Origin of the sequence: Carnobacterium divergens DSM 20623 (genome assembly GCF_000744255.1) — a bacterium.
GTDB classification, from domain to species: Bacteria; Bacillota; Bacilli; order Lactobacillales; family Carnobacteriaceae; genus Carnobacterium; species Carnobacterium divergens.
On sequence record NZ_JQLO01000001.1, the window covers coordinates 1382419 to 1408024 of the forward strand.

The following is a 25606-nucleotide window of genomic DNA, read 5'->3' on the forward strand; positions in this document are numbered from 1 at the left end:
CCTAGATAAAAATACAGATTTCGTTATTTTTTTACATATAACCCTATAAATTTCAATAGAAGAAAAGATTATTATTTGTTATTTATTATAATTTTAATCGTTTTTTAATCTGTTGGCAAATTTAACCACTTTAAAAAAAAACGACTGATAATGGAACTTATCAGTCGTTTTTCACACGTTTCAATTGTATCAATCTTAAAGAAAGAATCCCACCAATGATAAAAGCAAAGCCACCTGCTAATCGAATAATCATAGAAGCTGAATCTATTCCTATCAAAGCTCCAAGACCATTCCAAAAAAAGGGCGTAACTAACTGGCTTAACGTCATTGAAACTGAAATCAAAGCAGTTGACAGCGTCAGCAACGAGCGAGGGGAGATTTGATTCACTTTTAAAATAATATACGGGCCTGTAAACGAATAAATAAAATTGAAAAAAATAGCCCAAAAAGCAATCATAATACCAGACTTAGACAGACTAATAAATAAAATACTCATACCCGCTAGCAAATACCCCAGAGGCAATAATTTATGTCGAAAAAGAACAAAAGCTCTTCCAAATAGAAGACCTGCAACTAAACCGCCTACATTCATTAAACTTAATACTAGACTTGCAGGATTATTTTTATTCAATCCTCTTTCTGAAAATATAAGCGGCATTTTTAACTGGACAATCCAAATAATTAAAAATGTAAAAAAACAGAGCACAATCAAGAATAGAATCTCTTTATTTAATTTAATGGATGTTTTACTAGATTCTGTTTTAATTAAAAATCCATCCTGAGATACTGGCGGTTCAGGAATATTGAACGTTACAAATAGATAAACTGGAATAATCAATAGATAGACTAAAAAGGAGACGTTCCAGCCATGTTTTAATAACATACCACTTAAAAAAATCAACAAAGCGTTCCCCAGTGCCATTGTCCCTAATTGGTAACCAAGTAAATTGGCACGCTCATCCCCTTCAAAAAACATACTAATAAGACTAATGGCTAACGGTGTGAACAAACCGATACCCACACCAAATACCAAACGCATAATTAATAGCGCCGTAAAATTAGTTATAAAAAAAGGAGTAACTCCTCCTACAAGAGCAATCATTAAACCTAGCTGAACCGTCTGTTTATTCCCAATTTTCTTTGCAACAAAACTACTTAATAAAGTGAAAATTAAAATTGTTAGGCTTGGAAGTGTGACTAAACTTTCAATCAAAGACTGCGATACATTGGGGTAACTAGATTTTAAAACGGGTAAAATTCCAGTGATTGCTGTTGCTGAACCGGTTAGTAGAGACATACTTAATAGCGATAGCTTAAAAATCGGTTTATTTTTTTTCATCACCCAACTCCAGTAATTCTTCTACTATTTTTAAAACCCCCTCCTCTTCATTAGAAGGTGCACTATAGTTAGCCGCAAGTTTAACTGCTTGACTGCCATTAGCCATTGCATAACTAAAGGCTGCTTTGCGTAACATTTCAACGTCGTTGCCTCCGTCACCAAAAGTGGCCAGCTCCTCATCTAAAATCCCCCATTTTTTTTGCAGAATTTCCAAACCATTTGCCTTATGAAAACCTGGTATAATTAAGTCTAATTCGCCATGACCACTTGAAACAGCTACGAATTTACCTTGGAACTCTTTATTTAAATGCATCACTAATTTCTCAGTTTCTTCTTTGGGTACAGATAAAGCAAACTTAAAAAAAACATCCTCTTCTAGCTGAGTTAAATCCGTGACTGTCTTTAAACGATGATAGAATTTTTTGCTAGTTTGTTTAAAGTCCTCAGACTCCTTTTCATCCACATAGGCACTCTTGCGACCGCATAAAAGCACTTGAATTTGTGGGGATTTGCTTAAAAATGCGAGCATTTCATGAACGAGTGGCTCTTCAAACTTTCCACAAAATAATTCTTCTTTTTCACTAATGACTAGCGCTCCATTTTCAGCCACAAAAGAAATTTCATCACTTATTTCTGGGAAAAAGGATTTTAATTGATAATATTGATTGCCACTAGCTACTACAAATTTAATTTCTTTACGCTTCATTTCCCGATAAATTCTTTTAAATCGTGAACGGTTATACTCCTTATTTTCATTTAAAAAAGTACCGTCCATATCTACAGCAACCATTTTAATCATCCTATAATAACTCCTTTTTAGCTTTTTTTGACTCTAACCAATACTCTTCCTGTAAATTTTCCCAATACACTTTATCGTTTTCATCAATTGCTCTTATAACACGACAAGGATTTCCAGCTGCTACTACATTTTTAGGAATGTCTTTTGTTACTACTGATCCAGATCCTATTACAACATTATCCCCAATTGTTACACCTGGATTGACCGTTGAATTTCCTCCAATCCAAACATTGTCTCCAATTTTAATCTGCTTGCCCAGTTCCAAACCTGAAATTCTCACTATAGGATCAATAGGATGACTAGCTGTAAACAGAGCTACTTTTGGACCAAACATCACATTATTTCCAATTGAAACCTTCGCTACATCCAAAATAACACAATCAAAATTGGCATAAAAATGATCTCCAATTGATATATGCTGACCATAGTCACAATGAAATGGTGGCTCAATGTGATACTTTTCTCCTACTTCACCTAAAAGCTCTTTTAACAAAATCTTTCGATAATCAGATTGTTCTTCTGTCGTACCATTAAAAAGTCTAGTCAGTCGACGAGATTTTTTCACATCTTGACCAAGTTCTTCATCATTGGCTATATATAAATCTTCTGCTAGCATTTTTTCTTTTTCCGTTCTCATTTTTCCAGCTCCTACCTTTTGTTTTTATTCTGCTAACTCTATTAATTCAATTCCCTGTATAATCAAACCCTTTAAATAGTCTTGACTAAACCTGACCGAACTGGCAATTTCAGGCAACTCAATATATGGGAAAACTTCGGCTAAATTTTCTTTAATAGGGACCAACTCTTCTTGAGAAACAATACGCTCATTTGTATAAATAATAATTTTATCAGGGTCATACATGCTGATAATAGTTTGAATTACTTCTTGACTATTTTTATTAAATTCTATTTTATCGAGCAATCCCATTTCCCAGTCAACAGATAACGGCAAATGTTTGATCTCACCTGCAAGTCCATTGCGTCCTTTAAAAATCTTCCCATTTATTAAAATACTCGCACCTGGCGGAAAATCATCAGGATAGTAAATGCCTACTAAAATTTCATGCTTGACTGGCAACCAGTCAGCATAACCTCGAACTGCAGTATTGATATCGTTTTCAATTCCAACTGGCAAATGAAAAACTTCTTGTAATTCTTTTCGGACATTCAAATTCAGCAATGGTGGAAAGTCCAAGATTTTTAACTCTCCATGAATTTCAACTCCTGGTATTCCTAACATTATTCCACCAATTTTAGGAAATTTATCTAGAAAAGAACTCACATATTCTTTAAATCCAGCCCAAGACAATGAACTCCCACTAATTTCTTCTTCTGATACTATTTCTCCAAATAAATCGGTTACATGAAATAAAAAAACAAATTTGTGATTTTTTTCAATTAATTGAATAGCTAATAATAATTTAAATTCAGCATTATACTCATAAGAAACTGCACGTCTACCACCCGTTGTTACTAATTTTTTTGCTTCTTTGATTTCGTCTCTTTCAAGTAACCAAGTAACTAACTTATTAATCGTCACAATACTCAGGCCACTTTGTTTTGCTATTTCACGTTGCGATAAGGGACCATTTTCTTTGATTACAGTTTTTAAAAACATGAGATTATTTTCTTTTACATTTTGTGGTTTACTAGCTTTCACCTAATGCCCTCCTTTTATCTCGAAACTTTATTAACTACATTTAAAATGTTAACACAACAAAATAGCATAATCAACAAAACTTTATAAACATAGTTTAAAAATCACCTTTTTATTAAAAAAAATCTATCGACAGAGAATTCTCTATCAATAGATTTTTTAATTTAACTATTTTCTTTAATCACTTCATCAGAAGCAGCTAATCCATCATAAACAGTTTGAGTAAATGGATTGCGTTTGTATTTGGTAATACGGTAAACATGATAAACTAATACCGCAATATTCACTGCTAATGCAATTCCACTAACCGTCATCAAGGCTCCATCCGAATGGGTGGATTGAACAGCAAATTTTGAACTTGTGACAAATTCAGGGAAGCTCATAGTAAACATCATCCAAAAAGCTAATGTATGAGCACGATGTTGCAACCAAGCTCCTTTTTTGATAAAGAAGGCTGGAATTGTACAAGAAATTAATAACGCTGCTCCTGCATAAAATGAATGATCCCCAACACAATTATAAACATAAGCAAAATTCCAAACATCGTAAGCAATAATCCAAAACCATAATTGATCTGGCCAAATCATATCTTTTTGTTTGTCTTTGCTGATAATAATTCCAAACCAACCAGAAATCGTTACAATATTGATGATTCCAGCAATGCCATTCATAATATTCCAAGGTCCACCGTTCATAAACACGCCATCTACCATGCCATGTAAACTGGCTACTTGAAAATCACGAATAACCGCTTCACAAATATTAAAAGCTAAAATAAAAGCAGGGAAAGCTAGCGCCCATTTGTTGCTTTACAAACTCTTGATATGGCGCAAAGCTAAAAATCCTAAGCAGCCAGCCAACGCTGAATAAACTTTCACCCAATGGAACCACGTTCCAGTACTTGAGCCTGGTCCAGCCGTTGTTGGCCAAACAAATACCGTTAAAATAATCGGCAACGCAATAAATAAAATAAGAGCTACATACTTGTTGCTACGTGCAAATTCATTTAAAATCATAAGACCTGCAACAACCGCAATCCACATTAAAAAATCAACTAATGTGACATCTTGAAATAAAAACATTTTCCTCCAACTCCTCCATAAAAGTAACTTAACTACACTCCTATTATGCAGGGATGAAGGCGTTTTAATCTATAGGCAATGTCAGTGATTTGCCCAAATTTACACCGTTTGATTCTTTTTTACACATTTTAAAATGGCGCCATTCATCATTGTTTCTGTCCGCAGTAAAATGTCTTCTTTCGGTTCATTTAAATTATTTTTTAACCATTGTGTAATTTGTGCTACAAGTGCCCAACCATAAAAATGAATAATTTCTTGTTTTAACGATTCAGGCAATGTTGGTTTGATTTCATCAATCACTCCAACTAACATTTGCGAAGCCACAGTAAATAAAAAGTTTTCCAATAAATCTCTTCCCAACGAACGAGAGGTATTTAAACAAAAGGATTTATTCGCCAAAACGTAATTCAATAACATCTCATAGCCTTTATGCCAATTACGAAGATGCTGATATTCAGACAGTCCATTTACAATTTCATGATCGTAAATCCATTCCACAAGTTGATAAATATCTGAAAAATGATAATAAAAGGTATTTCGTGTAACATGAGCTTCTTCTGTTAATTCTTGAATTGTAATTTTATCTAGCGGTTTTTTTAACATAATTGCTTTAAGGGAGGTTGCTAAAAGTTTTTTTGTTTGGTCTTTTGCCAAGAAAAACACCACCTTATTTTTATAAATTTACAAATCTCTAATATAAATCTATCCTAGCTTAGCTTCACATAGGAGGATCATTAAATTTTTTTACTATATTGATGTTGGGATAGTACTTCACTAAAACCATTTATCACTAAACTTTGCGTTGTTGGTTCATCCGCTACTAAATTGCTTCCAATCCATTTTTGAGGAGCATATGTTATTTGAAATGCACTTAAGACGCTTTTTATTTGTGTATGAGCCTCTTCAAGTTCTAATTGATGAAACACCAAACAATCTTCTTTAACACTCACGACAGCATAGCCTACCAAGTTTTTATCCTGATAAATCCCTATACAATCATAGCCATGAAATGATTTATTTTGCCAAAGAGTCGTGTTATCTTCTATTATTCCGATTTCCTCTAGCATTTCAACTTTTTTTATCTCATGGTGAGTTTTCAGAGGATACACTTCTTGACTTTCTAACACTAAGACTTTACATAATGGTACAAAACCAAATTTTTGATAAATTAAAATAGCTCGGTCATTTCCATCAATTGCTTCAAGATACAACATTTCAGTGTTTCTATTTTTGGCAGTAGTTTCAAATTCATGTAGCAGCTTAACAGAAAGTTGTTGACCACGAAATTTTGAATCAACAGCCATTCCACCTAGCCAGGCGATCTTCTCACCAGAAAAAACACCTTCTCCATGAAGATAAATCCCTGCCGGTTGATGATCTACAAAAAGTATTTTACTTAATTCTTGCGAAATAGATAGACTAGATAAGCGATGATCCAACTGTTCTTGTGTCATATGAATGGGAAACATATAATCTGAAAAACCATTATTCCAAACTTGGGTTCTTTCTCTTGCGGAAACATTCTTATAGCTTCTAAACACAATCCCACCCCTTTTATACTCTTTACCTTAATCATACTTGATTCATGCTGGAAAACATAGACTTTGATAATGAAATTTTATCGGCTAGCTAAGTTTATTATAAAGTAATTCATGAAAAAAAAAGATCAGTTTTTCAACTGAATCACGTCATTATTGAGAAAAATCTTTCAAAATCAATCAATCTGCTTATTCTTATGCCAGTTTCCTTTATAATAAGTTTAAATAGGACAAATTCTATTGAAACTAAAACTAAATGGAGGAACGATCATGGATGTAAAAGCAATTGTTTTAGATATCGATGGCACACTTTTAAATGATGACAAAAAACTAACGAAACGAACAAAAGAAGCCTTAATTAGCGCTCAAAAAAAAGGAATTAAAGTTGTACTTGCCTCTGGCAAACCTACCCCTGGCATGTGGAAATATGTAGAAGAATTACAAATGGTTCACTATAATGGCATGCTAGTTTCTTATAATGGAGCTCATGTTATTGACGTTGCCACAAAAAAAGAATTGTTTAGTCAACCTCTTTCAATTGAAACGAGTCAACAAATTTTAGAACACTTAAAACAGTTTGATGTACTTCCAATGATTGCTAAAGATAATTATATGTATGTCAATAACGTTTATAATGGTCTATTACATTTAGACTCTCAAATGGGATTATTTAATATCATTGAGTATGAGGCAAGGGGTGGTAATTTCCAATTATGCGAAAAAAATGACTTAGCTGCTTTTGTTGATTTTCCATTGCATAAAATTTTAATAGCCGCTCAACCTGAATACTTAAATAAAAATTGGGAAAATATCTTAGCTCCCTTTAAAAATACTGTCAATGGCGTGTTCTCAGCACCAATGTATTTTGAATTTACAGATCAAGGAATTGATAAAGCTTATGCAGTAGATAAAACTTTACTACCTTTAGGCATTCACCCTGAACATATTATTTCATTTGGTGATGGTCATAATGATTTATCTCTAATTCATTATGCTGGCATGGGAGTTGCTATGGGAAATGCTGTGGATGAATTAAAAAATAGTGCAGATAAAATCACCTTAACCAATAACGAAGATGGCATTGCAGCAGCATTAGCTGAATTACTTTAAAAATAAGAGATAAGATTTTAACATCTTATCTTTTTTGCGCTTAAGAAGGGAAAGTAGTTTATACTAGAATTAAACTACCAGAGAAAGGTTTGGTCTACCAATGAATTTTCTTTTAAAACTCAAAACATTATCTTCCCTTACAACAAGTGAAAACGTACTTGTTCAATTTATTTTAACAGCTCCAGAAAAAGTGATTTACCTGTCACCAAAAGAACTTGCAGAAGCCTCTTTTGTTTCTATTTCTACCATTTATCGTTTAATTAACAAACTAAACCTCGATGGATTAAATGACTTAAAACTAGAACTCGTCAAATATTTAAATGCCCATACGTCTGACCCAATTATTGATATTAATTATCCTATTTCCTCAGAAGATACTAATTTTTCCGTCATGAAAAATTTACAACTGGTTTATGAACAAACCGTGCAATCAACCATTGATACGAATGAAATTGAAAGCCTAATGCTAAATCGTACCCTATTACAAAAGGCTGAAATAATTGATATTTATACGACTTCAGCGAATATATTTTTTGCCGAAAATTTTAAATTTCAAATGCAAGAAATCGGAAAAACAGTCAATGTACCAAAAGACAACTACACTCAGCATTTAACCGCCGCAAATAGTACTCCTAAACATTTAGCCATTATTGTTTCATTTGAAGGCCGAGGTGCGAATATTCCTGAATTATTTACAATCTTAAAAAGAAATAAGTGCAAAATCTTGCTCATTACATCAAAAAATAGTCCCTTGCTTAAGGAGCCAGTTGATAGTACTTTTCTTTTTTCTTCTCTTGAAAACCACTACCATAAAATTTCATCCTTTTCTACAAGGATGTCACTAATGTATCTTTTTGATATTCTTTATCTTAGCTATTTCAACATAGATTATGAAAAAAATATCGCGTATAAACTAGCAAATTATCAAAAAATGAACCCTCACTTAATTTAAGAGATTAAGTGTACTTATTTTTTGACAAAAATGCTCCTTCATGAGATGCTTTGTGCGTAATCAACTTTACAAAAAAGAATGGGGGATTTTTATGTCAACGATGGTCTTTGTTAACTTTCCAGTATCCGATGTGAAGCGCTCTACTGAATTTTATGAGAAGTTAGGCTTCACAAAGAACGAGGCTTTTTCGAATGAAACAAGCAGTTCAATGGTTTGGGATGAAAATTTTTGGATTATGCTACTAAGTCATGATTTTTATCGTCAATTTATTAATGGGAAAGAAATTGCAGATGCCAAAACTACCAGTGGTACACTTGTGGCCTTTAGTCTAGAAAGTGCCGATGCTGTTAAAAAGTTCGCTGAAACAGCAAAACAAAATGGTGGAAACTACTACAAAGTTGAGATGGGAATTCCTGAAGATCAAATGTTTGGTCTTGAAGTGCAAGACCCCGATGGAAATATGCTAGAGCCAACCTGGATGTCTATATAAATAAAAACGCCCCAAAAAGAACTTTTCTTTTTGGGGCGTTTCTTGTATTTAATTGTAGCAAAATTTTCAATCAACTCTTAATTATTTTCTAACTTTTCACCATTTGTTGCAATAACTTGTTTGTACCAATTAAAGGATTTTTTACGACTTCGCTTTAAGGTTCCTTGACCATGGTCGTCTAAGTCAACATAGATAAAGCCGTAGCGTTTTTTCATTTCACCGGTACCCGCAGATACAAGATCAATACATCCCCAAGGCGTGTAGCCGATTAAATCGACCCCGTCCAAATCAATCGCATCCTTCATTGCTGCAACGTGTTTTTTAAAATAATCAATTCTGTAATCATCGATAATTGCCCCATCACTTTCGACCGTATCGACTGCACCAAAACCGTTTTCGACTACAAATAGTGGGATATTGTAGCGATCGTATAATTTACTTAATGAAATTCTCAAACCTAATGGATCGACTCCCCAACCCCAATCAGATTCTTCTAAATAAGGATTTTTCACTGCTGGCATTTGATTTCCACCTACAAATTTCACCTTATCAGGATTGGCAGAAGATACGGTTGACATATAATAACTAAAACCAATATAATCCACCGTTCCTTCTTTTATCAGTTCATCGTCTCCTGCTTCTTTTTTAATCACTACCCCTTCACGCTCAAATTGTTTTAGCTTATGCGCTGGGTAATAACCCTTCACTTGAACATCAATATAGAACTCTTGCTCACGATTAAACTGAACGGATTCCATCACGTCTTCTGGTCGACAAGACATTGGGTAGCTTGGAATATAAGCAACCATCATTCCAATTTGAAAATCAGAGTTTATTTGATGCCCTAACTTAACTACCTTCGCACTAGCAACAAACAAATGATGGGCAGCTTGATACTTTCCTTGAAGACTGCTATCATGAATCCCAATTTGCGTCCAACTTCTTAAAAAATTAATTTCATTAAAAGTCATCCAGTACTTCACTTTATCTTTATAACGCTTAAATATCGTTTCACAGAAAAATAAAAAGTAATCAATCACTTTACGATTTGACCACCCATCAAGCTCATCTGCTAAGTACATAGGGATATCAAAATGATTAATCGTAACAACCGGTTCGATATTGTATTTTAACAACTCATCAAATACTGCATCGTAAAAAGCTAATCCTTCTTCATTGACTTTATCCGTTCCTTTAGGACAAATCCGTGACCAGTTAATTGAAAGACGAAAACATTTAAAACCCATTTCAGCAAATAAAGCAATGTCTTCCTTATAATGATGATAAAAATCTGTAGCAACATGACTTGGATAATACTGTTCTGGATCAATATAACCAATTGCTCCTGTTGGTAAAGACTTTTCTCTCGTAACAGATTCAATCTTGCCCTCTTTTGTTTTGTAAGTAATTTTTCTTGATGTCGTATGACTACCACCTGTAATCGCATCTAGAGTACTTGGTTCTTTTCCCCCAGATAAATACCCACCTTCATATTGGTTGGCCGCTGTAGCTCCGCCCCAAAGAAAATTTTTAGGAAATCCCATTGTTCAATCGCTCCTTTTAAATTTATTTTTTGCTCTTTTATTTAAGCGTGTATGTCAATAATTGACTCACCAACATACACGCTCACTCGTTACATTTAAATTAACGCAGTAATCAAATCATCATTTAAATTAATTTCTTTTTGTTGAGGTTCTAAAATATCCAAATAATCATCACTATTAGTGATAATAACTGGAATTTCTGTACTAAATCCAGCTGCTTCAATTGCTTCTTTATCAAAGGTAACTAGTGTTTGACCACGTGTCACTTTGTCTCCTTGCTTTACAAATGTTTCAAAATACTTTCCTTCTAGTTGAACTGTATCAAGTCCAATATGAATCAATAACTCCATTCCATTATCAGAAATTAGACCAATTGCGTGCTTTGTTGGAAAAACAGTCATAACAGTCCCATCAAATGGGGCTACTACTTTTCCATTTTCAGGTGAAATCACTACCCCTTTACCTAATGCACCTGATGAAAAAGCATCATCTTTTGAGGTACTTAGTGACGCAACCGTTCCTTTCACAGGAGATGTGATAATGTCTTTATTCATCACTTTTGGAATTTCAATTTCTATTTCTTCTTCTACCACATCATCTTTCCAAAAGAAGAACGTTAATATAAAGGCTACTACAACAGCAATAACGATACCGATTGCCCCATTTACAACACCACTAGCATCTTCCCCGTTGATGAAGTTTAAAATACCAAAAATCCCCAAACCGCCCATTGTATAGGAAGTAACTTGATTTAACATTAAATACAAACCACCTGCTGCGGCTCCTACCATTGAGAAAATAAACGGTTTTTTCTTTGGTAACGTGATTCCATAAATCGCCGGTTCCGTTACACCAAAGATGCCTGAAATAATTGCTGGTGGACATAGGGCTTTTATTTTTTTATCTTTTAATTTAAAGAACATCGCTGCGACAACAGCTGTTTGAGCAAAGCTTGCTGCAAATGAAGCTGTTAACACTTGACTAAAACCTTCTTGCGTAATTTGCATAATAGCCAAAGGCACAACGCTCCAGTGTAAACCAAAGATAACCAGGACTTGCCAGAAAAATCCAAGAATAAGACCATATAATGCGGGTGAAAAAGACATTAATCCTTGGAATCCGCTACTTAGTAAATCAGTTAAGATACTGATAATTGGACCAATTACTAAAAATCCAATTGGTAAAGCAATTAATAGGACAAAAAATGGCACTAAAAATGTTTGAACTACTTCAGGAATAATTTTTTTAAATAACTTTTGAATTTGAGCAGCAAAGGCAATAATAAAGATTACAGGCACAACGCTACTTGTATAGCTACCGCCTACCCAAGGAATTCCTAAAAATGTATCATAAGCGGGTAATCCCAATAAACTATAAGGAGCTGCCGCACCAGCGCCAGCAGTGCTTTCGAAAACAGCTTGCAGCGCACTTCCTTGAACAGCCGGATAACACAACGCTGACCCAATCACAATTCCTACCATTGGATGCAATTTAAATTTCTTAGCTGAAGTGTAACCCAAAATAACAGGCATAAAATAAAAGATTGCATCCCCAATACCATTTAACATCGTGTAGGTTCCAGATGTGTTTGAATATAGCTTTAAGAAAACCAATAAAGCATTAAATCCTTTTACCATCCCAGCTGCTGCTAAAGCGCCTAAAAAAGGTTGAAAACAGCCACTTAAAATATCGATTAAACGATTAAAAATACTTCCTCCAGATGATTCTTCTTCAGTATCACCAGACAAACCTGCAATACTAACTACCTCTTCATAGACAGCAGGAACGTGATTGCCAATGACTACTTGGTATTGTCCACCACTCTTCATAACGGTTACAACGCCATCCATATTTTTTAAAATGTCATCATTTGCATTACTTTCATCCTTCAATTTAAAACGCAATCTTGTAATACAATGTGTTAAGCTATTAATGTTTTCTTTTCCGCCTACATTTGCTACAATTTTTTCTGCTAATTCATGATATTTCCCCATTTTTGTTTCCTCCAATAATTAATAAAATAGTTTAATTGAAGGTTTAGCCAACTGAATGTCACTATCCAAATGTTTCATGTCTTTTTCAATTCCTACTTACCTTACCTGCTAGCTTTCTGACCTCCCTTTTTTAATTTTATATTATGACTAGCCATTCTTTTCAACAATTCTTGCAATATGAATGGTTAGGTATAAACGTTCATCAGTGGATGTTTCATAATGATAATTGACTGCTAAAAATTCAGCAATTTTATCGACACATTGATAGGCATTCCAATACTTTTTTCGTACAATATCTAACAAATCCTCATCAGTCTCATTTTTATAAGGTTTATTGGACTGCATTCTCGAAATAAAAAATCGTAAATGTGTAGTAAATCGATAAAAATAGACCGAATCTTCATCAATGGTGATTTTAAAATAATACGTAATGATATTCATAATATCCTGGATAATTTTGGTTAAATCGTACATATTGTTCATTTCAGAATTTCCAGTTTGAGCATTAACTAAGTGCAACGCAATAAAGCCTGCTTCGTCTTCTGGAAGATCAATGTCATAATGTTCTTTTATTTTTTCAATCATTTTCATGCCAATTTTAAATTCCTTTGGATAGAAACGTTTAATGTCCCAGAGTAATGCATTGCGAACTTGCAGTCCATTTTTCTTTCGTTCCATAGAGGTAAAAACATGATCTGTTAAGGAAATGTAAATAGAATCATTGAGTTCCGTTTCTAACATTTCTTTACTATAATCAATGATTTGATCAACTATTGCTAAATACTCAATAGGCAATTCTAAGAGCAGCTCTTGAAATTTTTGTGACAATTCATCGCTACTTAATCGATAAACCTTGTCAATTTTATCCTTTTCAATTTTCTGCCCAATTTTTTTGCAGTAAGCCAAGCCACGTCCCATAATAATAATCTCATTTCCATAGCGATCTTTTGTTATCACAACATTATTATTTAGAATCTTTTCTATTAGCATTTCTTTCACACCCCGCCTTTCATGAAAAAAACCCAATACACCTTCATAGTCAAAGAAGTTTTCACCCCTTACTATAAACGTTGTATTAGGTTTAGCTTGCCGAAACAATCACTATCCATATGTTGTATGTAAATCCTATTTATACTATATACATTAACATTGTAAGCGCTTAATGTCAATCCTTTCTAAAAATAACTCCTTATGAATGAAATTCTATTTTTCATTTCCTCTTTTAAAATTTCTTGTGAGTTTAGCAAGAATTAATTGTATTTCATCTTGATTTACAGCTAGTTCTATTTTACTTTTAACTTTCACAAATTCTTTTCCCGTTATAGTTTTAATATGTTTTCTATGCCAATATATCATCATTTTATTATCTTTAATAATACTATAGTCAAAAGGCGTTTCTTTAAAACTATTTCTCTTATCAATTGATTTAATCATTTTATCCTTCTTTCCTTCATATTTATGATTGCTGTACTAAAATACTGGTTAATTGACTATATTATAACAAAAAATAAAAAAAGTACCAACGCATCGTTAGAAACGTTGGTACTGCTAGTATACCGGCGGCCGGGGTCGAACCGGCACGCCCTTGCGGGCACAGGATTTTGAGTCCAGCGCGTCTGCCAATTCCGCCACGCCGGCATAATTAACAAAAAGCTAGTATTTTTAAACAATGATAAAGGCGGTAACCGGATTTGAACCGGTGATGAAGGTTTTGCAGACCTCTGCCTTACCACTTGGCTATACCGCCATCATTTAAAAATATTAATAAAAAACTGGGCTAGCTGGATTCGAACCAACGCATAACAGAGTCAAAGTCTGTTGCCTTACCGCTTGGCGATAGCCCAATAATATAAAGGCGACTGATGGGGATCGAACCCACGCATGGCGGAACCACAATCCGCTGTGTTAACCACTTCACCACAATCGCCATCATAAAAATAGAAAATAATAAAATAATAAAATAAAAATACCTTAAAGGCGACTGATGGGGATCGAACCCACGCGTGGCGGAACCACAATCCGCTGTGTTAACCACTTCACCACAATCGCCATAACAATAAAAAATGGCAGGGGTAGCAGGAATTGAACCCACACTAATGGTTTTGGAGACCACTGTTCTACCTTTAAACTATACCCCTGTATTAAATTAAAAAACATAAAAAAATGGTGGAGGGGGGCAGATTCGAACTGCCGAACCCAAAGGAGCGGATTTACAGTCCGCCGCGTTTAGCCACTTCGCTACCCCTCCAAAAATGGTGGCGCGGGACAGAATCGAACTGCCGACACATGGAGCTTCAATCCATTGCTCTACCAACTGAGCTACCGAGCCATACTAGGGAAAAACATTAAATTATTAAAGCGGTCTGGACGGGACTCGAACCCGCGACCTCCTGCGTGACAGGCAGGCATTCTAACCAGCTGAACTACCAGACCAAAATACTATTTTTTATATCACATTTATATTTTTTAATTGTATCAAACACTATGATTAAAAAATAATGGAGGTTAACGGGATCGAACCGCTGACCCTCTGCTTGTAAGGCAGATGCTCTCCCAGCTGAGCTAAACCTCCAGATAAAACTATGACCCGTACGGGAATCGAACCCGTGATACCGCCGTGAAAGGGCGGTGTCTTAACCGCTTGACCAACGGGCCTATTTATTGATACGGAGAGTAAGGGATTCGAACCCTTGAGACAGTTTTCACCGCCTACACGATTTCCAATCGTGCTCCTTCGGCCAGCTCGGACAACTCTCCAGATTCATTTAAATCTCAATACAACTCAATAACACCATAGAAAACTATGTAACTCCGCAAGTAGGACTCGAACCTACGACATCATGATTAACAGTCATGCGCTACTACCAACTGAGCTATTGCGGAATAACTAAAAGCGTGGCAACGTCCTACCCTCACAAGGGGAAACCCCTAACTACTATCGGCGCTGAGAAGCTTAACTTCTGTGTTCGGCATGGGAACAGGTGTATCCTTCTCGCTGTCGCCACCACACTTCTTATTTAGTTCAGAGAAACGGTTTTAAAATATCACTACGTGCTATTTTATACTGTTCATCATCTACTCTTGTAAACCAATCGTAGTGATTCTCAGCAATTTCGTTCTCTCAAAACTGGATATTGTAAGCGCAATTTACTTTTTGATTCATGTGTTCCACCATTTATTTGGTTAAGTCCTCGACCGATTAGTATTGGTCCGCTCCATACATCGCTGTACTTCCACTTCCAACCTATCTACCTGATCATCTCTCAGGGGTCTTACTTGCCGAAGCAATGGGAAATCTCATCTCGAGGGGGGCTTCACGCTTAGATGCTTTCAGCGTTTATCCCTTCCACACATAGCTACCCAGCGATGCTCTTGGCAGAACAACTGGTACACCAGCGGTGTGTCCATCCCGGTCCTCTCGTACTAAGGACAGCTCCTCTCAAATTTCCTACGCCCGCGACGGATAGGGACCGAACTGTCTCACGACGTTCTGAACCCAGCTCGCGTACCGCTTTAATGGGCGAACAGCCCAACCCTTGGGACCGACTACAGCCCCAGGATGCGATGAGCCGACATCGAGGTGCCAAACCTCCCCGTCGATGTGGACTCTTGGGGGAGATAAGCCTGTTATCCCCAGGGTAGCTTTTATCCGTTGAGCGATGGCCCTTCCATGCGGAACCACCGGATCACTAAGCCCGACTTTCGTCCCTGCTCGACTTGTAGGTCTCGCAGTCAAGCTCCCTTCTGCCTTTACACTCTACGAATGATTTCCAACCATTCTGAGGGAACCTTTGGGCGCCTCCGTTACTCTTTAGGAGGCGACCGCCCCAGTCAAACTGCCCGTCTGACACTGTCTCCCACCACGATTAGTGGTGAGGGTTAGAGTGGTCATACAGCAAGGGTAGTATCCCACCAATGCCTCCACCGAGACTGGCGTCCCGGCTTCTATGGCTCCTACCTATCCTGTACAAGCTGTACAAACACTCAATATCAAACTGCAGTAAAGCTCCATGGGGTCTTTCCGTCCTGTCGCGGGTAAGCTGCATCTTCACAGGTACTATAATTTCACCGAGTCTCTCGTTGAGACAGTGCCCAGATCGTTACGCCTTTCGTGCGGGTCGGAACTTACCCGACAAGGAATTTCGCTACCTTAGGACCGTTATAGTTACGGCCGCCGTTTACTGGGGCTTCAATTCTGAGCTTCGCCGAAGCTAACCCATCCTCTTAACCTTCCAGCACCGGGCAGGCGTCAGCCCCTATACGTCATCTTACGATTTTGCAGAGACCTGTGTTTTTGATAAACAGTCGCCTGGGCCTATTCACTGCGGCTGACCAATTGGTCAGCACCCCTTCTCCCGAAGTTACGGGGTCATTTTGCCGAGTTCCTTAACGAGAGTTCTCTCGCACACCTTAGGATACTCTCCTCGACTACCTGTGTCGGTTTGCGGTACGGGCAGATTGTTTCTAACTAGAAGCTTTTCTTGGCAGTGTGACATCAGGAACTTCGGTACTATTAGTTCCCTCCCCATCACAACTTGTCCTTATAGTAGCAAGCATTTAACTCACTTCAAGACTTATTGCTTAGACGCGCATATCCAACAGCGCGCATTCCTTAGCCTACTGCGTCCCTCCATTGTTCAAACAAAACAAACTGGTACAGGAATATCAACCTGTTGTCCATCGCCTACGCCTATCGGCCTCGGCTTAGGTCCCGACTAACCCTGGGAGGACGAGCCTTCCCCAGGAAACCTTAGTCATACGGTGGACGGGATTCTCACCCGTCTTTCGCTACTCATACCGGCATTCTCACTTCTAAGCGCTCCACTAGTCCTCACGATCTAGCTTCAACGCCCTTAGAACGCTCTCCTACCATAGAACCCTAAGGTTCTATCCACAGCTTCGGTGTACTGTTTAGCCCCGGTAAATTTTCGGCGCAGGGTCACTCGACTAGTGAGCTATTACGCACTCTTTAAATGATGGCTGCTTCTGAGCCAACATCCTAGTTGTCTAAGCAACCCCACATCCTTTTCCACTTAACAGTAACTTTGGGACCTTAGCTGGTGGTCTGGGCTGTTTCCCTTTCGACTACGGATCTTATCACTCGCAGTCTGACTCCCGGATATAAATCAATGGCATTCGGAGTTTATCTGAATTCGGTAACCCTAGAAGGGCCCCTAGTCCAAACAGTGGCTCTACCTCCATGATTCTTAATTCCGAGGCTAGCCCTAAAGCTATTTCGGAGAGAACCAGCTATCTCCAAGTTCGATTGGAATTTCTCCGCTACCCACACCTCATCCCCGCATTTTTCAACATACGTGGGTTCGGTCCTCCAGTGCGTATTACCGCACCTTCAACCTGGACATGGGTAGGTCACTTGGTTTCGGGTCTACGACCACATACTCATTCGCCCTATTCAGACTCGCTTTCGCTGCGGCTCCGTCTTATCAACTTAACCTCGCATGTAATCGTAACTCGCCGGTTCATTCTACAAAAGGCACGCTATCACCCATTAACGGGCTCTAACTATTTGTAAGCACACGGTTTCAGGTACTCTTTCACTCCCCTTCCGGGGTTCTTTTCACCTTTCCCTCACGGTACTGGTTCGCTATCGGTCACTAGGGAGTATTTAGCCTTGCGGGATGGTCCCCGCGGATTCCGACGGAATTTCTCGTGTTCCGCCGTACTCAGGATACACAACAGAGTGAACTTTGTTTCAAATACGGGGCTTTTACCCTCTTCGGCGGACCTTTCCAAGTCGCTTCTTCTACAAAATTCATTTATGACTCTTAATGTCGTGTCCTACAACCCCAAAGAGCAAGCTCTTTGGTTTGGGCTCTTCCCGTTTCGCTCGCCGCTACTCAGGGAATCGAATTTTCTTTCTCTTCCTGCAGGTACTTAGATGTTTCAGTTCTCTGCGTCTACCTCTACTAACCTATGTATTCAGTTAGTAGTAACATCCTATAAAAGATGCTGGGTTCCCCCATTCGGAAATCTTTGGATCAAAGCTTACTTACAGCTCCCCAAAGCATATCGGAGTTAGTCCCGTCCTTCTTCGGCTCCTAGTGCCAAGGCATCCACCGTGCGCCCTTATTAACTTAACCTATTTTGATTACTCAAAATTGTCGTTAATACGTTTTATCTTACGATAAGAACGTTAAAAAACTCATTTAAAACGCGGTGTATACATTGTTTCTTTTTTCATAAATTGCTTTCTTACAATATCCAGTTTTCAAAGAACAAATTTCAGTTGAGAAGATTAGACCTCTCAAAACTGAACAAAGTAATGACGAATGTGTGGGGTTTCCGTAATATTCCTTAGAAAGGAGGTGATCCAGCCGCACCTTCCGATACGGCTACCTTGTTACGACTTCACCCCAATTATCTATCCCACCTTAGACGGCTGGCTCCTAAAAGGTTACCTCACCGGCTTCGGGTGTTACAAACTCTCGTGGTGTGACGGGCGGTGTGTACAAGACCCGGGAACGTATTCACCGCGGCGTTCTGATCCGCGATTACTAGCGATTCCGGCTTCATGTAGGCGAGTTGCAGCCTACAATCCGAACTGAGAATGGCTTTAAGAGATTAGCTTGGCCTCACGACTTCGCGACTCGTTGTACCATCCATTGTAGCACGTGTGTAGCCCAGGTCATAAGGGGCATGATGATTTGACGTCATCCCCACCTTCCTCCGGTTTGTCACCGGCAGTCTCACTAGAGTGCCCAACTGAATGCTGGCAACTAGTAATAAGGGTTGCGCTCGTTGCGGGACTTAACCCAACATCTCACGACACGAGCTGACGACAACCATGCACCACCTGTCACTTTGTCCCCGAAGGGAAAGCTCGATCTCTCGAGTGGTCAAAGGATGTCAAGACCTGGTAAGGTTCTTCGCGTTGCTTCGAATTAAACCACATGCTCCACCGCTTGTGCGGGTCCCCGTCAATTCCTTTGAGTTTCAACCTTGCGGTCGTACTCCCCAGGCGGAGTGCTTAATGCGTTAGCTGCAGCACTGAAGGGCGGAAACCCTCCAACACTTAGCACTCATCGTTTACAGCGTGGACTACCAGGGTATCTAATCCTGTTTGCTCCCCACGCTTTCGAGCCTCAGCGTCAGTTACAGACCAGAGAGTCGCCTTCGCCACTGGTGTTCCTCCATATATCTACGCATTTCACCGCTACACATGGAATTCCACTCTCCTCTTCTGCACTCAAGTTCTCCAGTTTCCAATGACCCTCCCCGGTTGAGCCGGGGGCTTTCACATCAGACTTAAAGAACCGCCTGCGCTCGCTTTACGCCCAATAAATCCGGACAACGCTTGCCACCTACGTATTACCGCGGCTGCTGGCACGTAGTTAGCCGTGGCTTTCTGGTTAGATACCGTCAGGGGATGAGCAGTTACTCTCATCCTTGTTCTTCTCTAACAACAGAGTTTTACGATCCGAAAACCTTCTTCACTCACGCGGCATTGCTCCGTCAGACTTTCGTCCATTGCGGAAGATTCCCTACTGCTGCCTCCCGTAGGAGTCTGGGCCGTGTCTCAGTCCCAGTGTGGCCGATCACCCTCTCAGGTCGGCTATGCATCATGGTCTTGGTGAGCCATTACCTCACCAACTAACTAATGCACCGCGGGTCCATCCATAAGTGGTAGCCGAAGCCACCTTTCATCAAGCGACCATGCGGTCACTTGAAATATGCGGTATTAGCATCCGTTTCCGAATGTTATCCCCCTCTTATGGGCAGGTTACCCACGTGTTACTCACCCGTCCGCCACTCACTTGGTCGAAAAGCAAGCTTTTCAACTTCGTGCGTTCGACTTGCATGTATTAGGCATGCCGCCAGCGTTCGTCCTGAGCCAGGATCAAACTCTCATATAAAAGTTATGATTAAGACCGAAGTCTTATGCTCATTTTTGATTGCTAGCGAATAATTATTCACTAATTTGTTTGTTTCTCTTGACCTAGTCAAGAGACCCTACACATTTGGTTCGTCTTACTTTGTTCAGTTTTCAAAGGTCTAAGTTGTTTCGTTGTCGTTTTAACAACTTCTATATATTAACATTCGTTTAGAAGTTTGTCAACAACAATCTTGAATATTTTTTCAATTGATGAATAATTATTCAAAACGTTTTTTTTGTCTTTTTTATAAGACTTTTACTATGTTAACATTTTTCATTTTGATTGTCAAACCTTTTTTGTTTGATAAGCAGAAGTTTCTCTTGTTAACGTTACTGTCTTAGCGACATCAACTACTATACCAAGTTATCTTCAATTGGTCAACAATAATTTATCATTTTTATTCAAAAAAATTTAAAAACGAACATTACAACTTCCCTCTATTTTAAAAATCGGATATCTATGCAAAAAAGAGCCGTCTTTCAGTGTTTAAAAGATTTAGTTGTTCGTCTATTTAATTACTGAAACAAGCATCACTTGTTTCAGTAATCAGTTATTTGAGTTTAAAAACAATTACTTCATAAGGTTTTAACGTCATTCCAACTAGATTTTGTTGAGGATTTGGATAATTCGATAGCACTACTTTATCTATTTCTTGAATTTCGCCATGATAACTAGCAGATTTGTTATAAAAATTAGCCATCACTAGCCATTTTTCATTTGCTAAGCTCCTCTCATAGACAAATAAGTGTGGATCATCTGGCAGTAGTTCTTTATAGTCCCCCCACACAACGAGTGGATTTTCTTTTCTTAATGTAATTAATTGTTGATAGTAATAAAAAATTGAATTAGGATCTGCTAAAGCTTTTTCTACGTTAAGTTCCGTATACGATTCATTCAGACTAAGCCACGGTTTCCCTTTTGTAAAGCCACCATTTAAGCTATTATCCCATTGCATTGGTCTGCGAGCGTTGTCACGCCCTTTACGATTGATTGATTTTAAGATGTCTTTACTTTCATAACCTTGCTTTATACGTTCTTGATACATATTAATGCTTTCGATATCGTCAATCTCTTCTATAGAAGAAACAGGGGTATTAATCATGCCGATTTCTTCTCCTTGATAGATATAAGGCGTTCCTTTCATTAAATGAAGGAGAGTTGCCAGCATCTTCCCGCTTAACTCGCGATATTCTGGGCTATCATTTCCCCATCTTGAAATGATTCTAGGTAAATCATGGTTGTTCCAAAAAAGACTATTCCAGCCTTCATTGCCTAATTCTGTTTGCCATTTAGATAATACGCGCTTTAATTTGATAAAATCTAAGGGTTGATAGTCCCATTTGCTCTTACCAGGTTGCTCGTCTAACCCGATATGTTCGAATTGGAAAACCATTGATAATTCTTGACGGTCTGGATTGGAATAAAGTTTGGCAATTTCTGGAGTGGCCCCCCATGTTTCACCTACTGTCATGACATCGTATTTTCCAAAGGTTTCTTGGTTCATCTTTTTGAGATACTCGTGGAGTCTTGGACCGTTCCCTGTAATTTTTTGATCTGGTATTTTTCCAACTAAATCAATCACATCCATTCGAAAACCGCCTATTCCTTTTTTCAGCCAAAAGTTCATTAATTTCCATATTTCTTGTTGGACGGCTGGATTCTCCCAATTTAAATCGGGTTGTTTTTTACTAAATAGGTGCAAATAGTACTGCCCTGTTGTTTCGTCTAACTCCCAAGCGGACCCACTAAAAATAGATTGCAAGTCGTTTGGTTCTTTACCATCCACTGGGTCACGCCAAATGTAATAATCACGATATGGATTTTCTTTTGATTTTTTGGCTTCAATAAACCATGGATGCTCATCTGAAGTATGATTAACAACTAAATCCATAATGAACTTAATGTTTCGTTTCTTTCCTTCAGCAATGAGTTCTTCCATGTCTTCCATCGTCCCAAATTCGGGAAGAATAGATTCGTAATCGCTAATATCGTATCCATTGTCGTCATTAGGCGATTGATACACAGGACTAAGCCAAATAGCATCGATTCCTAGTTTTTCTAAATAATCTAGTCGTTTTATAATTCCTCTTAAATCCCCTATACCATCATCATTACTGTCTTGAAAGCTTCGAGGATAGATTTGGTAAATCACGGAATCTTGCCACCATTTTTTTTCCATCAACTCACTCCTTTACATTTTTTTGTCTTTAAATTTAGTTATAACAAATGCAGCGGTCAACATAATAACCATTCCTAATGAACTTAGACTAAGCATTATAGTGAGATCAAAATGAACAATACCTACCATTAATCCCAATAACATTCCCCAACCACTTGCATTTAAAATAAAATTGACAGACTCTCGGTAACTTGCAATGGATGAATAGGCGTTGCGCTTTGTAAGCCAAACAAAAATAGCCGATCCGCCAATTAGCAATATATTACTTACCACTAAGATAGATCCCGTCATCAGCATCATGGTAAATGAAACAAAGGCGCGATTTTGCTGGTACCACATTCGTTTTAACTCATTCACTAATTGTTTAGCTGTTGTACTTGCGGTTTTATCAAAATTTTTTGTATACGCTACGTTAAACTCATAACCACTTTGATCTTTTAAAATAAACTGATTTTTTTCAAATGCTACTACATTCATTTCTTTTTTTAATGCTTTTTCAGGTTGATTCACGCCTACGACTCCTGATTCTTTTTCAATCAACAATTGGGAAGTAGACTGCATCTCTCCATTTTTAAAGTCAATTCCTTCCATTGACTTCATTGTTTCATTGTCAATCAGTTGCAAGGCGTTTGGCATCATCTCTTCTAATTGAAATTGCTTTGAATTTGCAAAGGATAAACTTACTGGAATCATCAATAACCCATTTAAAAATAGGAAGACAATCACAATTTGAAACCAGTTTAATTGATTTCGACCATAAAAGGCAGCCTTTGGTGTCAACATACTTTGAAAATAATTTAGGGGAAAGCTCGTTTGTTTCAATTAAATCACGTCATTTCTACATTAATATCTTATCCTTTGGTTCCACCAGCCATTAGGCCAGACACAAAATTCTTTTGTAACATAAAGAAGAGCACTGAGATTGGCAACGCAATTAATATCGCTCCGGCTGCAAAAAGGGATACTTTTTGATTTTGTGCGTCACTAATGAAGGTCTGCAAACCTACTGCAACCGTTAATTTCTCCGGAGAACGTAACAAGAATTTGGCTAACATAAAGTCTCCAAAAGGTCCCATAAATGCCCAAAGTGCTTGAACCGCAATCATTGGTTTTACTAAAGGTAAAATAATTTGCCAGAAAATACGCAAATGTCCTGCTCCGTCTAACTTAGCAGATTCGTCTAAATCGATGGGAACAGTATCAAAATAACCTTTCATAAGCCATGTATTCATTGGAATTCCGCCACCAATATAAATTAACGTTAAGAACCAATATTGATCTAGCGCACCAAGTAATAACGCCATTACATAAAAGGCAGTTAGAGCAGCCATCGTTGGAACCATTTGAATAATTAAAAAGAACAAGAGACTATTTTTACGACCAATAAAACGGTAGCGGCTGTAGGTATATCCAGCTAACGTAATAACTGTTACTTGAACAATCATTGTTGAAATCGCAATAATCAGGGTGTTTTTATACCAGCTTGCATAAAGTGTTTCATTAAATAGTCGTCCGAAATTTCCTAATGTCCATTTGCTGTTTAAATCAAGTGAAAAGGCAGAGACATTTCCTGCTTTAAAGGCTGAACTAGCCGTAATTAAAATGGGATAGATGATAATAATTGATAATAGAATCATAAAAAGATACGTTAAAATTTTGCCTATTAATCGACTTGTTTTTTGTGATTTCGCATAATTTTTCATTTATAAGTCCTCCATATTAAAGGCATTTGTCTTCTTAAAGATGATTAAAGAGACTGTAATAATCAGTGCTGAAATTAAAAGTGTTACTGCTGCTGCGACAGAATATTGTGGTGAATTTCCTGTTGTTAATTTATAAATCCATGAAATAAGGATATCTGTTGAACCCGCTCCTCCACCAACACTTCCTGGCCCGCCTTCATTAAATAGATAGATCATTGAGAAGTTATTGAAATTTCCTGTATACTGCGTAACAAAAATAGGTGCTGCCACAAATAAAATCATCGGCATTGTAATTTGTTTAAATCGTTGAATTGCATTGGCCCCATCGATTTTTGCAGCTTCATAAAGTTCTCCTGGAATAGACTGTAAGATTCCTGTTGTCATTACATAAATATAAGGGAAACCTAGCCAGCCTTGAATTAGGATAATCGCTACTTTTGTCCAAAATGGATCGGTTTTCCAAGCAATCGCTCCAATATCAATAAAAGGTAAATGATTGAGTAACGGAATAACTTGAGTATTAATCGCTCCGATACTATCGTTGAACATATTTGAAAAACTCATAATCGTAATAAATGCTGGTACTGCCCAAGGTAGTAAAAAGATAACTCCAAAAAATCGTTTGCCTTTAATAAAACTTTGATTTGCAATAACTGCTGTAAAAACACCTAGCACAATTGCTAACGTTGAGGACAATAGCGTCCAAATTACAGTCCAACTAAAAACGGCCATAAAAGTTGCCCGATAAGAGCTTAAAAAGAAAATACTGAAAAAGTTTTTAAACCCCACCCAATCAATTAAACTTGCAGGCGGAATATGATAAAAATCATAGTTGGTAAATGCCATAAAAATTGTAACTAATACGGGGAAAATTATCGTAAAGATCATTGCAAAGTAAGCTGGAAATGTAAGTAAATAAGGAAAACCGTGATCTAACATATTGGCAATGATTTCTTTTGCTGTGCGATTGATTTTTTCACCATTGCTTTTCATGGTGGCTACCCGTTTTGCGTCCATCAGATTAATACTATAAAAAACTAAAAATAAAACGGTAATAATTAATTGCAAGGTTCCTTCAATCATTAAAAATAAAGAATGATCTTCAATAGGAACACTTCCTAATGTAACTAACCCTATTAGTGCTTGAACGCCACTTACAGCCATTTGACTAATAAAAATAATGGTTAATCCTAGAAAAATAACCCCTTTAAAGGGTTGTCCATTGTAAAATTGTCCTAATCCTGGAATGAAAGACAAGCGCATGGCTTTTTTTACTTCGTTTGGTTGAACTGCTTTTGGTTTCATGTTCGTCAAGCCTCTCTTT

The 25606-nt window shown here is 37.5% G+C and carries 17 protein-coding genes, 13 tRNA genes, 3 rRNA genes and 1 pseudogene; 3 read left to right on the forward strand and 31 right to left on the reverse strand.

Translation table 11 applies throughout. The features are described from left to right. Nucleotides 1-160: 160 nt before the first annotated feature. From BR52_RS06730 to BR52_RS06760, 7 genes and pseudogenes are all read right to left on the reverse strand, one after another. On the reverse strand, nt 161-1339 hold the full coding sequence (locus tag BR52_RS06730) for an MFS transporter (protein ID WP_034570665.1): 1179 nt from the start codon (nt 1337-1339) through the stop codon (nt 161-163). Next, nucleotides 1326-2138 carry a Cof-type HAD-IIB family hydrolase gene (locus tag BR52_RS06735; protein ID WP_034570667.1) on the reverse strand — a complete coding sequence of 271 codons (813 nt, stop codon included), beginning with the start codon at nt 2136-2138 and terminating at the stop codon, nt 1326-1328. Before BR52_RS06735 ends, BR52_RS06730 begins: the two co-directional genes overlap by 14 nt. A gap of 1 nt (nt 2139) precedes the next feature. Continuing rightward, the gene (locus tag BR52_RS06740) at nt 2140-2775 is read right to left on the reverse strand and encodes a sugar O-acetyltransferase (RefSeq protein ID WP_034570670.1); all 636 of its coding nucleotides are present in this window, start codon (nt 2773-2775) and stop codon (nt 2140-2142) included. A 24-nt stretch (nt 2776-2799) separates the two neighbouring features. Next, nucleotides 2800-3798 carry an ROK family protein gene (locus tag BR52_RS06745; protein WP_034570674.1) on the reverse strand — a complete coding sequence of 333 codons (999 nt, stop codon included), beginning with the start codon at nt 3796-3798 and terminating at the stop codon, nt 2800-2802. A gap of 161 nt (nt 3799-3959) precedes the next feature. Next, a pseudogene (locus BR52_RS06750) lies at nt 3960-4877 on the reverse strand (DUF5692 family protein). 99 nt (nt 4878-4976) lie between these two features. Further along, nucleotides 4977-5531, reverse strand: coding sequence for a TetR/AcrR family transcriptional regulator (locus BR52_RS06755; RefSeq protein ID WP_034570677.1), 555 nt, complete (start codon nt 5529-5531; stop codon nt 4977-4979). Between the two features lie 80 nt (nt 5532-5611). Further along, nucleotides 5612-6418, reverse strand: coding sequence for a GNAT family N-acetyltransferase (locus tag BR52_RS06760; RefSeq protein WP_034570680.1), 807 nt, complete (start codon nt 6416-6418; stop codon nt 5612-5614). Nucleotides 6419-6685: 267 nt separating this feature from the next. On the opposite strand from BR52_RS06760, the gene BR52_RS06765 reads away from it, so the two are divergent. The 3 genes from BR52_RS06765 to BR52_RS06775 all read left to right on the forward strand — a co-directional run bounded on the left by BR52_RS06765 (nt 6686) and on the right by BR52_RS06775 (nt 8967). After that, a complete protein-coding gene (locus tag BR52_RS06765; protein ID WP_034570683.1) occupies nt 6686-7525 on the forward strand; it encodes a Cof-type HAD-IIB family hydrolase in 840 nt (279 codons plus the stop codon). Between the two features lie 100 nt (nt 7526-7625). Continuing rightward, nucleotides 7626-8477: a MurR/RpiR family transcriptional regulator gene (locus BR52_RS06770; protein ID WP_034570685.1), complete on the forward strand. Its 852-nt coding sequence runs from the start codon at nt 7626-7628 to the stop codon at nt 8475-8477. A gap of 91 nt (nt 8478-8568) precedes the next feature. Further along, nucleotides 8569-8967, forward strand: coding sequence for a VOC family protein (locus BR52_RS06775; protein ID WP_034570687.1), 399 nt, complete (start codon nt 8569-8571; stop codon nt 8965-8967). A gap of 77 nt (nt 8968-9044) precedes the next feature. Here BR52_RS06775 and BR52_RS06780 read toward each other — a convergent pair whose 3' ends face one another. From BR52_RS06780 to BR52_RS06895, 24 genes are all read right to left on the reverse strand, one after another. Continuing rightward, on the reverse strand, nt 9045-10511 hold the full coding sequence (locus BR52_RS06780) for a glycoside hydrolase family 1 protein (protein WP_034570689.1): 1467 nt from the start codon (nt 10509-10511) through the stop codon (nt 9045-9047). A gap of 95 nt (nt 10512-10606) precedes the next feature. After that, nucleotides 10607-12505 carry a beta-glucoside-specific PTS transporter subunit IIABC gene (locus BR52_RS06785; RefSeq protein WP_034570691.1) on the reverse strand — a complete coding sequence of 633 codons (1899 nt, stop codon included), beginning with the start codon at nt 12503-12505 and terminating at the stop codon, nt 10607-10609. Between the two features lie 147 nt (nt 12506-12652). Continuing rightward, nucleotides 12653-13495 carry a BglG family transcription antiterminator LicT gene (licT, locus tag BR52_RS06790; RefSeq protein ID WP_034570693.1) on the reverse strand — a complete coding sequence of 281 codons (843 nt, stop codon included), beginning with the start codon at nt 13493-13495 and terminating at the stop codon, nt 12653-12655. Between the two features lie 213 nt (nt 13496-13708). Further along, entirely contained in the window at nt 13709-13939 is a 231-nt protein-coding gene (locus BR52_RS06795; RefSeq protein ID WP_051915654.1) for a hypothetical protein, read from the reverse strand. A gap of 120 nt (nt 13940-14059) precedes the next feature. Further along, nucleotides 14060-14143 (reverse strand) — tRNA-Leu (locus BR52_RS06800). A gap of 38 nt (nt 14144-14181) precedes the next feature. Next, nucleotides 14182-14252 (reverse strand) — tRNA-Cys (locus BR52_RS06805). Between the two features lie 25 nt (nt 14253-14277). Further along, nucleotides 14278-14349, reverse strand: a tRNA-Gln gene (locus tag BR52_RS06810). Nucleotides 14350-14359: 10 nt separating this feature from the next. Beyond that, nucleotides 14360-14432, reverse strand: a tRNA-His gene (locus BR52_RS06815). A 49-nt stretch (nt 14433-14481) separates the two neighbouring features. Beyond that, nucleotides 14482-14554 (reverse strand) — tRNA-His (locus BR52_RS06820). A gap of 15 nt (nt 14555-14569) precedes the next feature. Beyond that, nucleotides 14570-14643 (reverse strand) — tRNA-Trp (locus BR52_RS06825). Nucleotides 14644-14669: 26 nt separating this feature from the next. Beyond that, nucleotides 14670-14753, reverse strand: a tRNA-Tyr gene (locus BR52_RS06830). Between the two features lie 5 nt (nt 14754-14758). Further along, a tRNA-Phe gene (locus BR52_RS06835) sits at nt 14759-14834 on the reverse strand. Nucleotides 14835-14864: 30 nt separating this feature from the next. After that, a tRNA-Asp gene (locus tag BR52_RS06840) sits at nt 14865-14938 on the reverse strand. 66 nt (nt 14939-15004) lie between these two features. Beyond that, nucleotides 15005-15077: transfer RNA gene (locus BR52_RS06845), tRNA-Val, on the reverse strand. An 11-nt stretch (nt 15078-15088) separates the two neighbouring features. Then, nucleotides 15089-15160 (reverse strand) — tRNA-Glu (locus BR52_RS06850). A 12-nt stretch (nt 15161-15172) separates the two neighbouring features. Then, nucleotides 15173-15262: transfer RNA gene (locus tag BR52_RS06855), tRNA-Ser, on the reverse strand. A gap of 52 nt (nt 15263-15314) precedes the next feature. After that, nucleotides 15315-15388: transfer RNA gene (locus BR52_RS06860), tRNA-Asn, on the reverse strand. A gap of 10 nt (nt 15389-15398) precedes the next feature. Continuing rightward, a 5S ribosomal RNA gene (rrf, locus tag BR52_RS06865) occupies nt 15399-15514 on the reverse strand. A 170-nt stretch (nt 15515-15684) separates the two neighbouring features. Then, nucleotides 15685-18606, reverse strand: a 23S ribosomal RNA gene (locus BR52_RS06870). A gap of 218 nt (nt 18607-18824) precedes the next feature. Next, nucleotides 18825-20379: ribosomal RNA gene (locus tag BR52_RS06875) — 16S ribosomal RNA — on the reverse strand. The 16S, 23S and 5S rRNA genes sit together here with 13 tRNA genes alongside, the layout of an rRNA operon. Before the next feature lie 571 nt (nt 20380-20950). Further along, nucleotides 20951-22579, reverse strand: a complete 1629-nt coding sequence (locus tag BR52_RS06880; protein ID WP_034570696.1) for a glycoside hydrolase family 13 protein — start codon at nt 22577-22579, stop codon at nt 20951-20953. Nucleotides 22580-22591: 12 nt separating this feature from the next. Beyond that, on the reverse strand, nt 22592-23401 hold the full coding sequence (locus BR52_RS06885; protein WP_034570699.1) for a DUF1189 domain-containing protein: 810 nt from the start codon (nt 23399-23401) through the stop codon (nt 22592-22594). A gap of 29 nt (nt 23402-23430) precedes the next feature. Then, nucleotides 23431-24282 (reverse strand): sugar ABC transporter permease, encoded by an 852-nt coding sequence (locus BR52_RS06890; protein ID WP_034570702.1) that lies wholly within the window; start codon nt 24280-24282, stop codon nt 23431-23433. Further along, entirely contained in the window at nt 24283-25587 is a 1305-nt protein-coding gene (locus BR52_RS06895) for a carbohydrate ABC transporter permease (RefSeq protein ID WP_034570704.1), read from the reverse strand. Between the last annotated feature and the right edge of the window lie 19 nt (nt 25588-25606).

Excerpts from the sequence above, each read along its gene's own strand:
- BR52_RS06730 (WP_034570665.1), bottom strand. The coding sequence starts at position 1,339 with ATGAAAAAAAATAAACCGATTTTTAAGCTATCGCTATTAAGTATGTCT.
- BR52_RS06735 (WP_034570667.1), bottom strand. The coding sequence starts at position 2,138 with ATGATTAAAATGGTTGCTGTAGATATGGACGGTACTTTTTTAAATGAA.
- BR52_RS06740 (WP_034570670.1), bottom strand. The coding sequence starts at position 2,775 with ATGAGAACGGAAAAAGAAAAAATGCTAGCAGAAGATTTATATATAGCC.
- BR52_RS06765 (WP_034570683.1), top strand. The coding sequence starts at position 6,686 with ATGGATGTAAAAGCAATTGTTTTAGATATCGATGGCACACTTTTAAAT.
- BR52_RS06770 (WP_034570685.1), top strand. The coding sequence starts at position 7,626 with ATGAATTTTCTTTTAAAACTCAAAACATTATCTTCCCTTACAACAAGT.
- BR52_RS06775 (WP_034570687.1), top strand. The coding sequence starts at position 8,569 with ATGTCAACGATGGTCTTTGTTAACTTTCCAGTATCCGATGTGAAGCGC.
- BR52_RS06780 (WP_034570689.1), bottom strand. The coding sequence starts at position 10,511 with ATGGGATTTCCTAAAAATTTTCTTTGGGGCGGAGCTACAGCGGCCAAC.
- BR52_RS06785 (WP_034570691.1), bottom strand. The coding sequence starts at position 12,505 with ATGGGGAAATATCATGAATTAGCAGAAAAAATTGTAGCAAATGTAGGC.
- licT (WP_034570693.1), bottom strand. The coding sequence starts at position 13,495 with ATGCTAATAGAAAAGATTCTAAATAATAATGTTGTGATAACAAAAGAT.
- BR52_RS06795 (WP_051915654.1), bottom strand. The coding sequence starts at position 13,939 with ATGATTAAATCAATTGATAAGAGAAATAGTTTTAAAGAAACGCCTTTT.
- BR52_RS06880 (WP_034570696.1), bottom strand. The coding sequence starts at position 22,579 with ATGGAAAAAAAATGGTGGCAAGATTCCGTGATTTACCAAATCTATCCT.
- BR52_RS06890 (WP_034570702.1), bottom strand. The coding sequence starts at position 24,282 with ATGAAAAATTATGCGAAATCACAAAAAACAAGTCGATTAATAGGCAAA.
- BR52_RS06895 (WP_034570704.1), bottom strand. The coding sequence starts at position 25,587 with ATGAAACCAAAAGCAGTTCAACCAAACGAAGTAAAAAAAGCCATGCGC.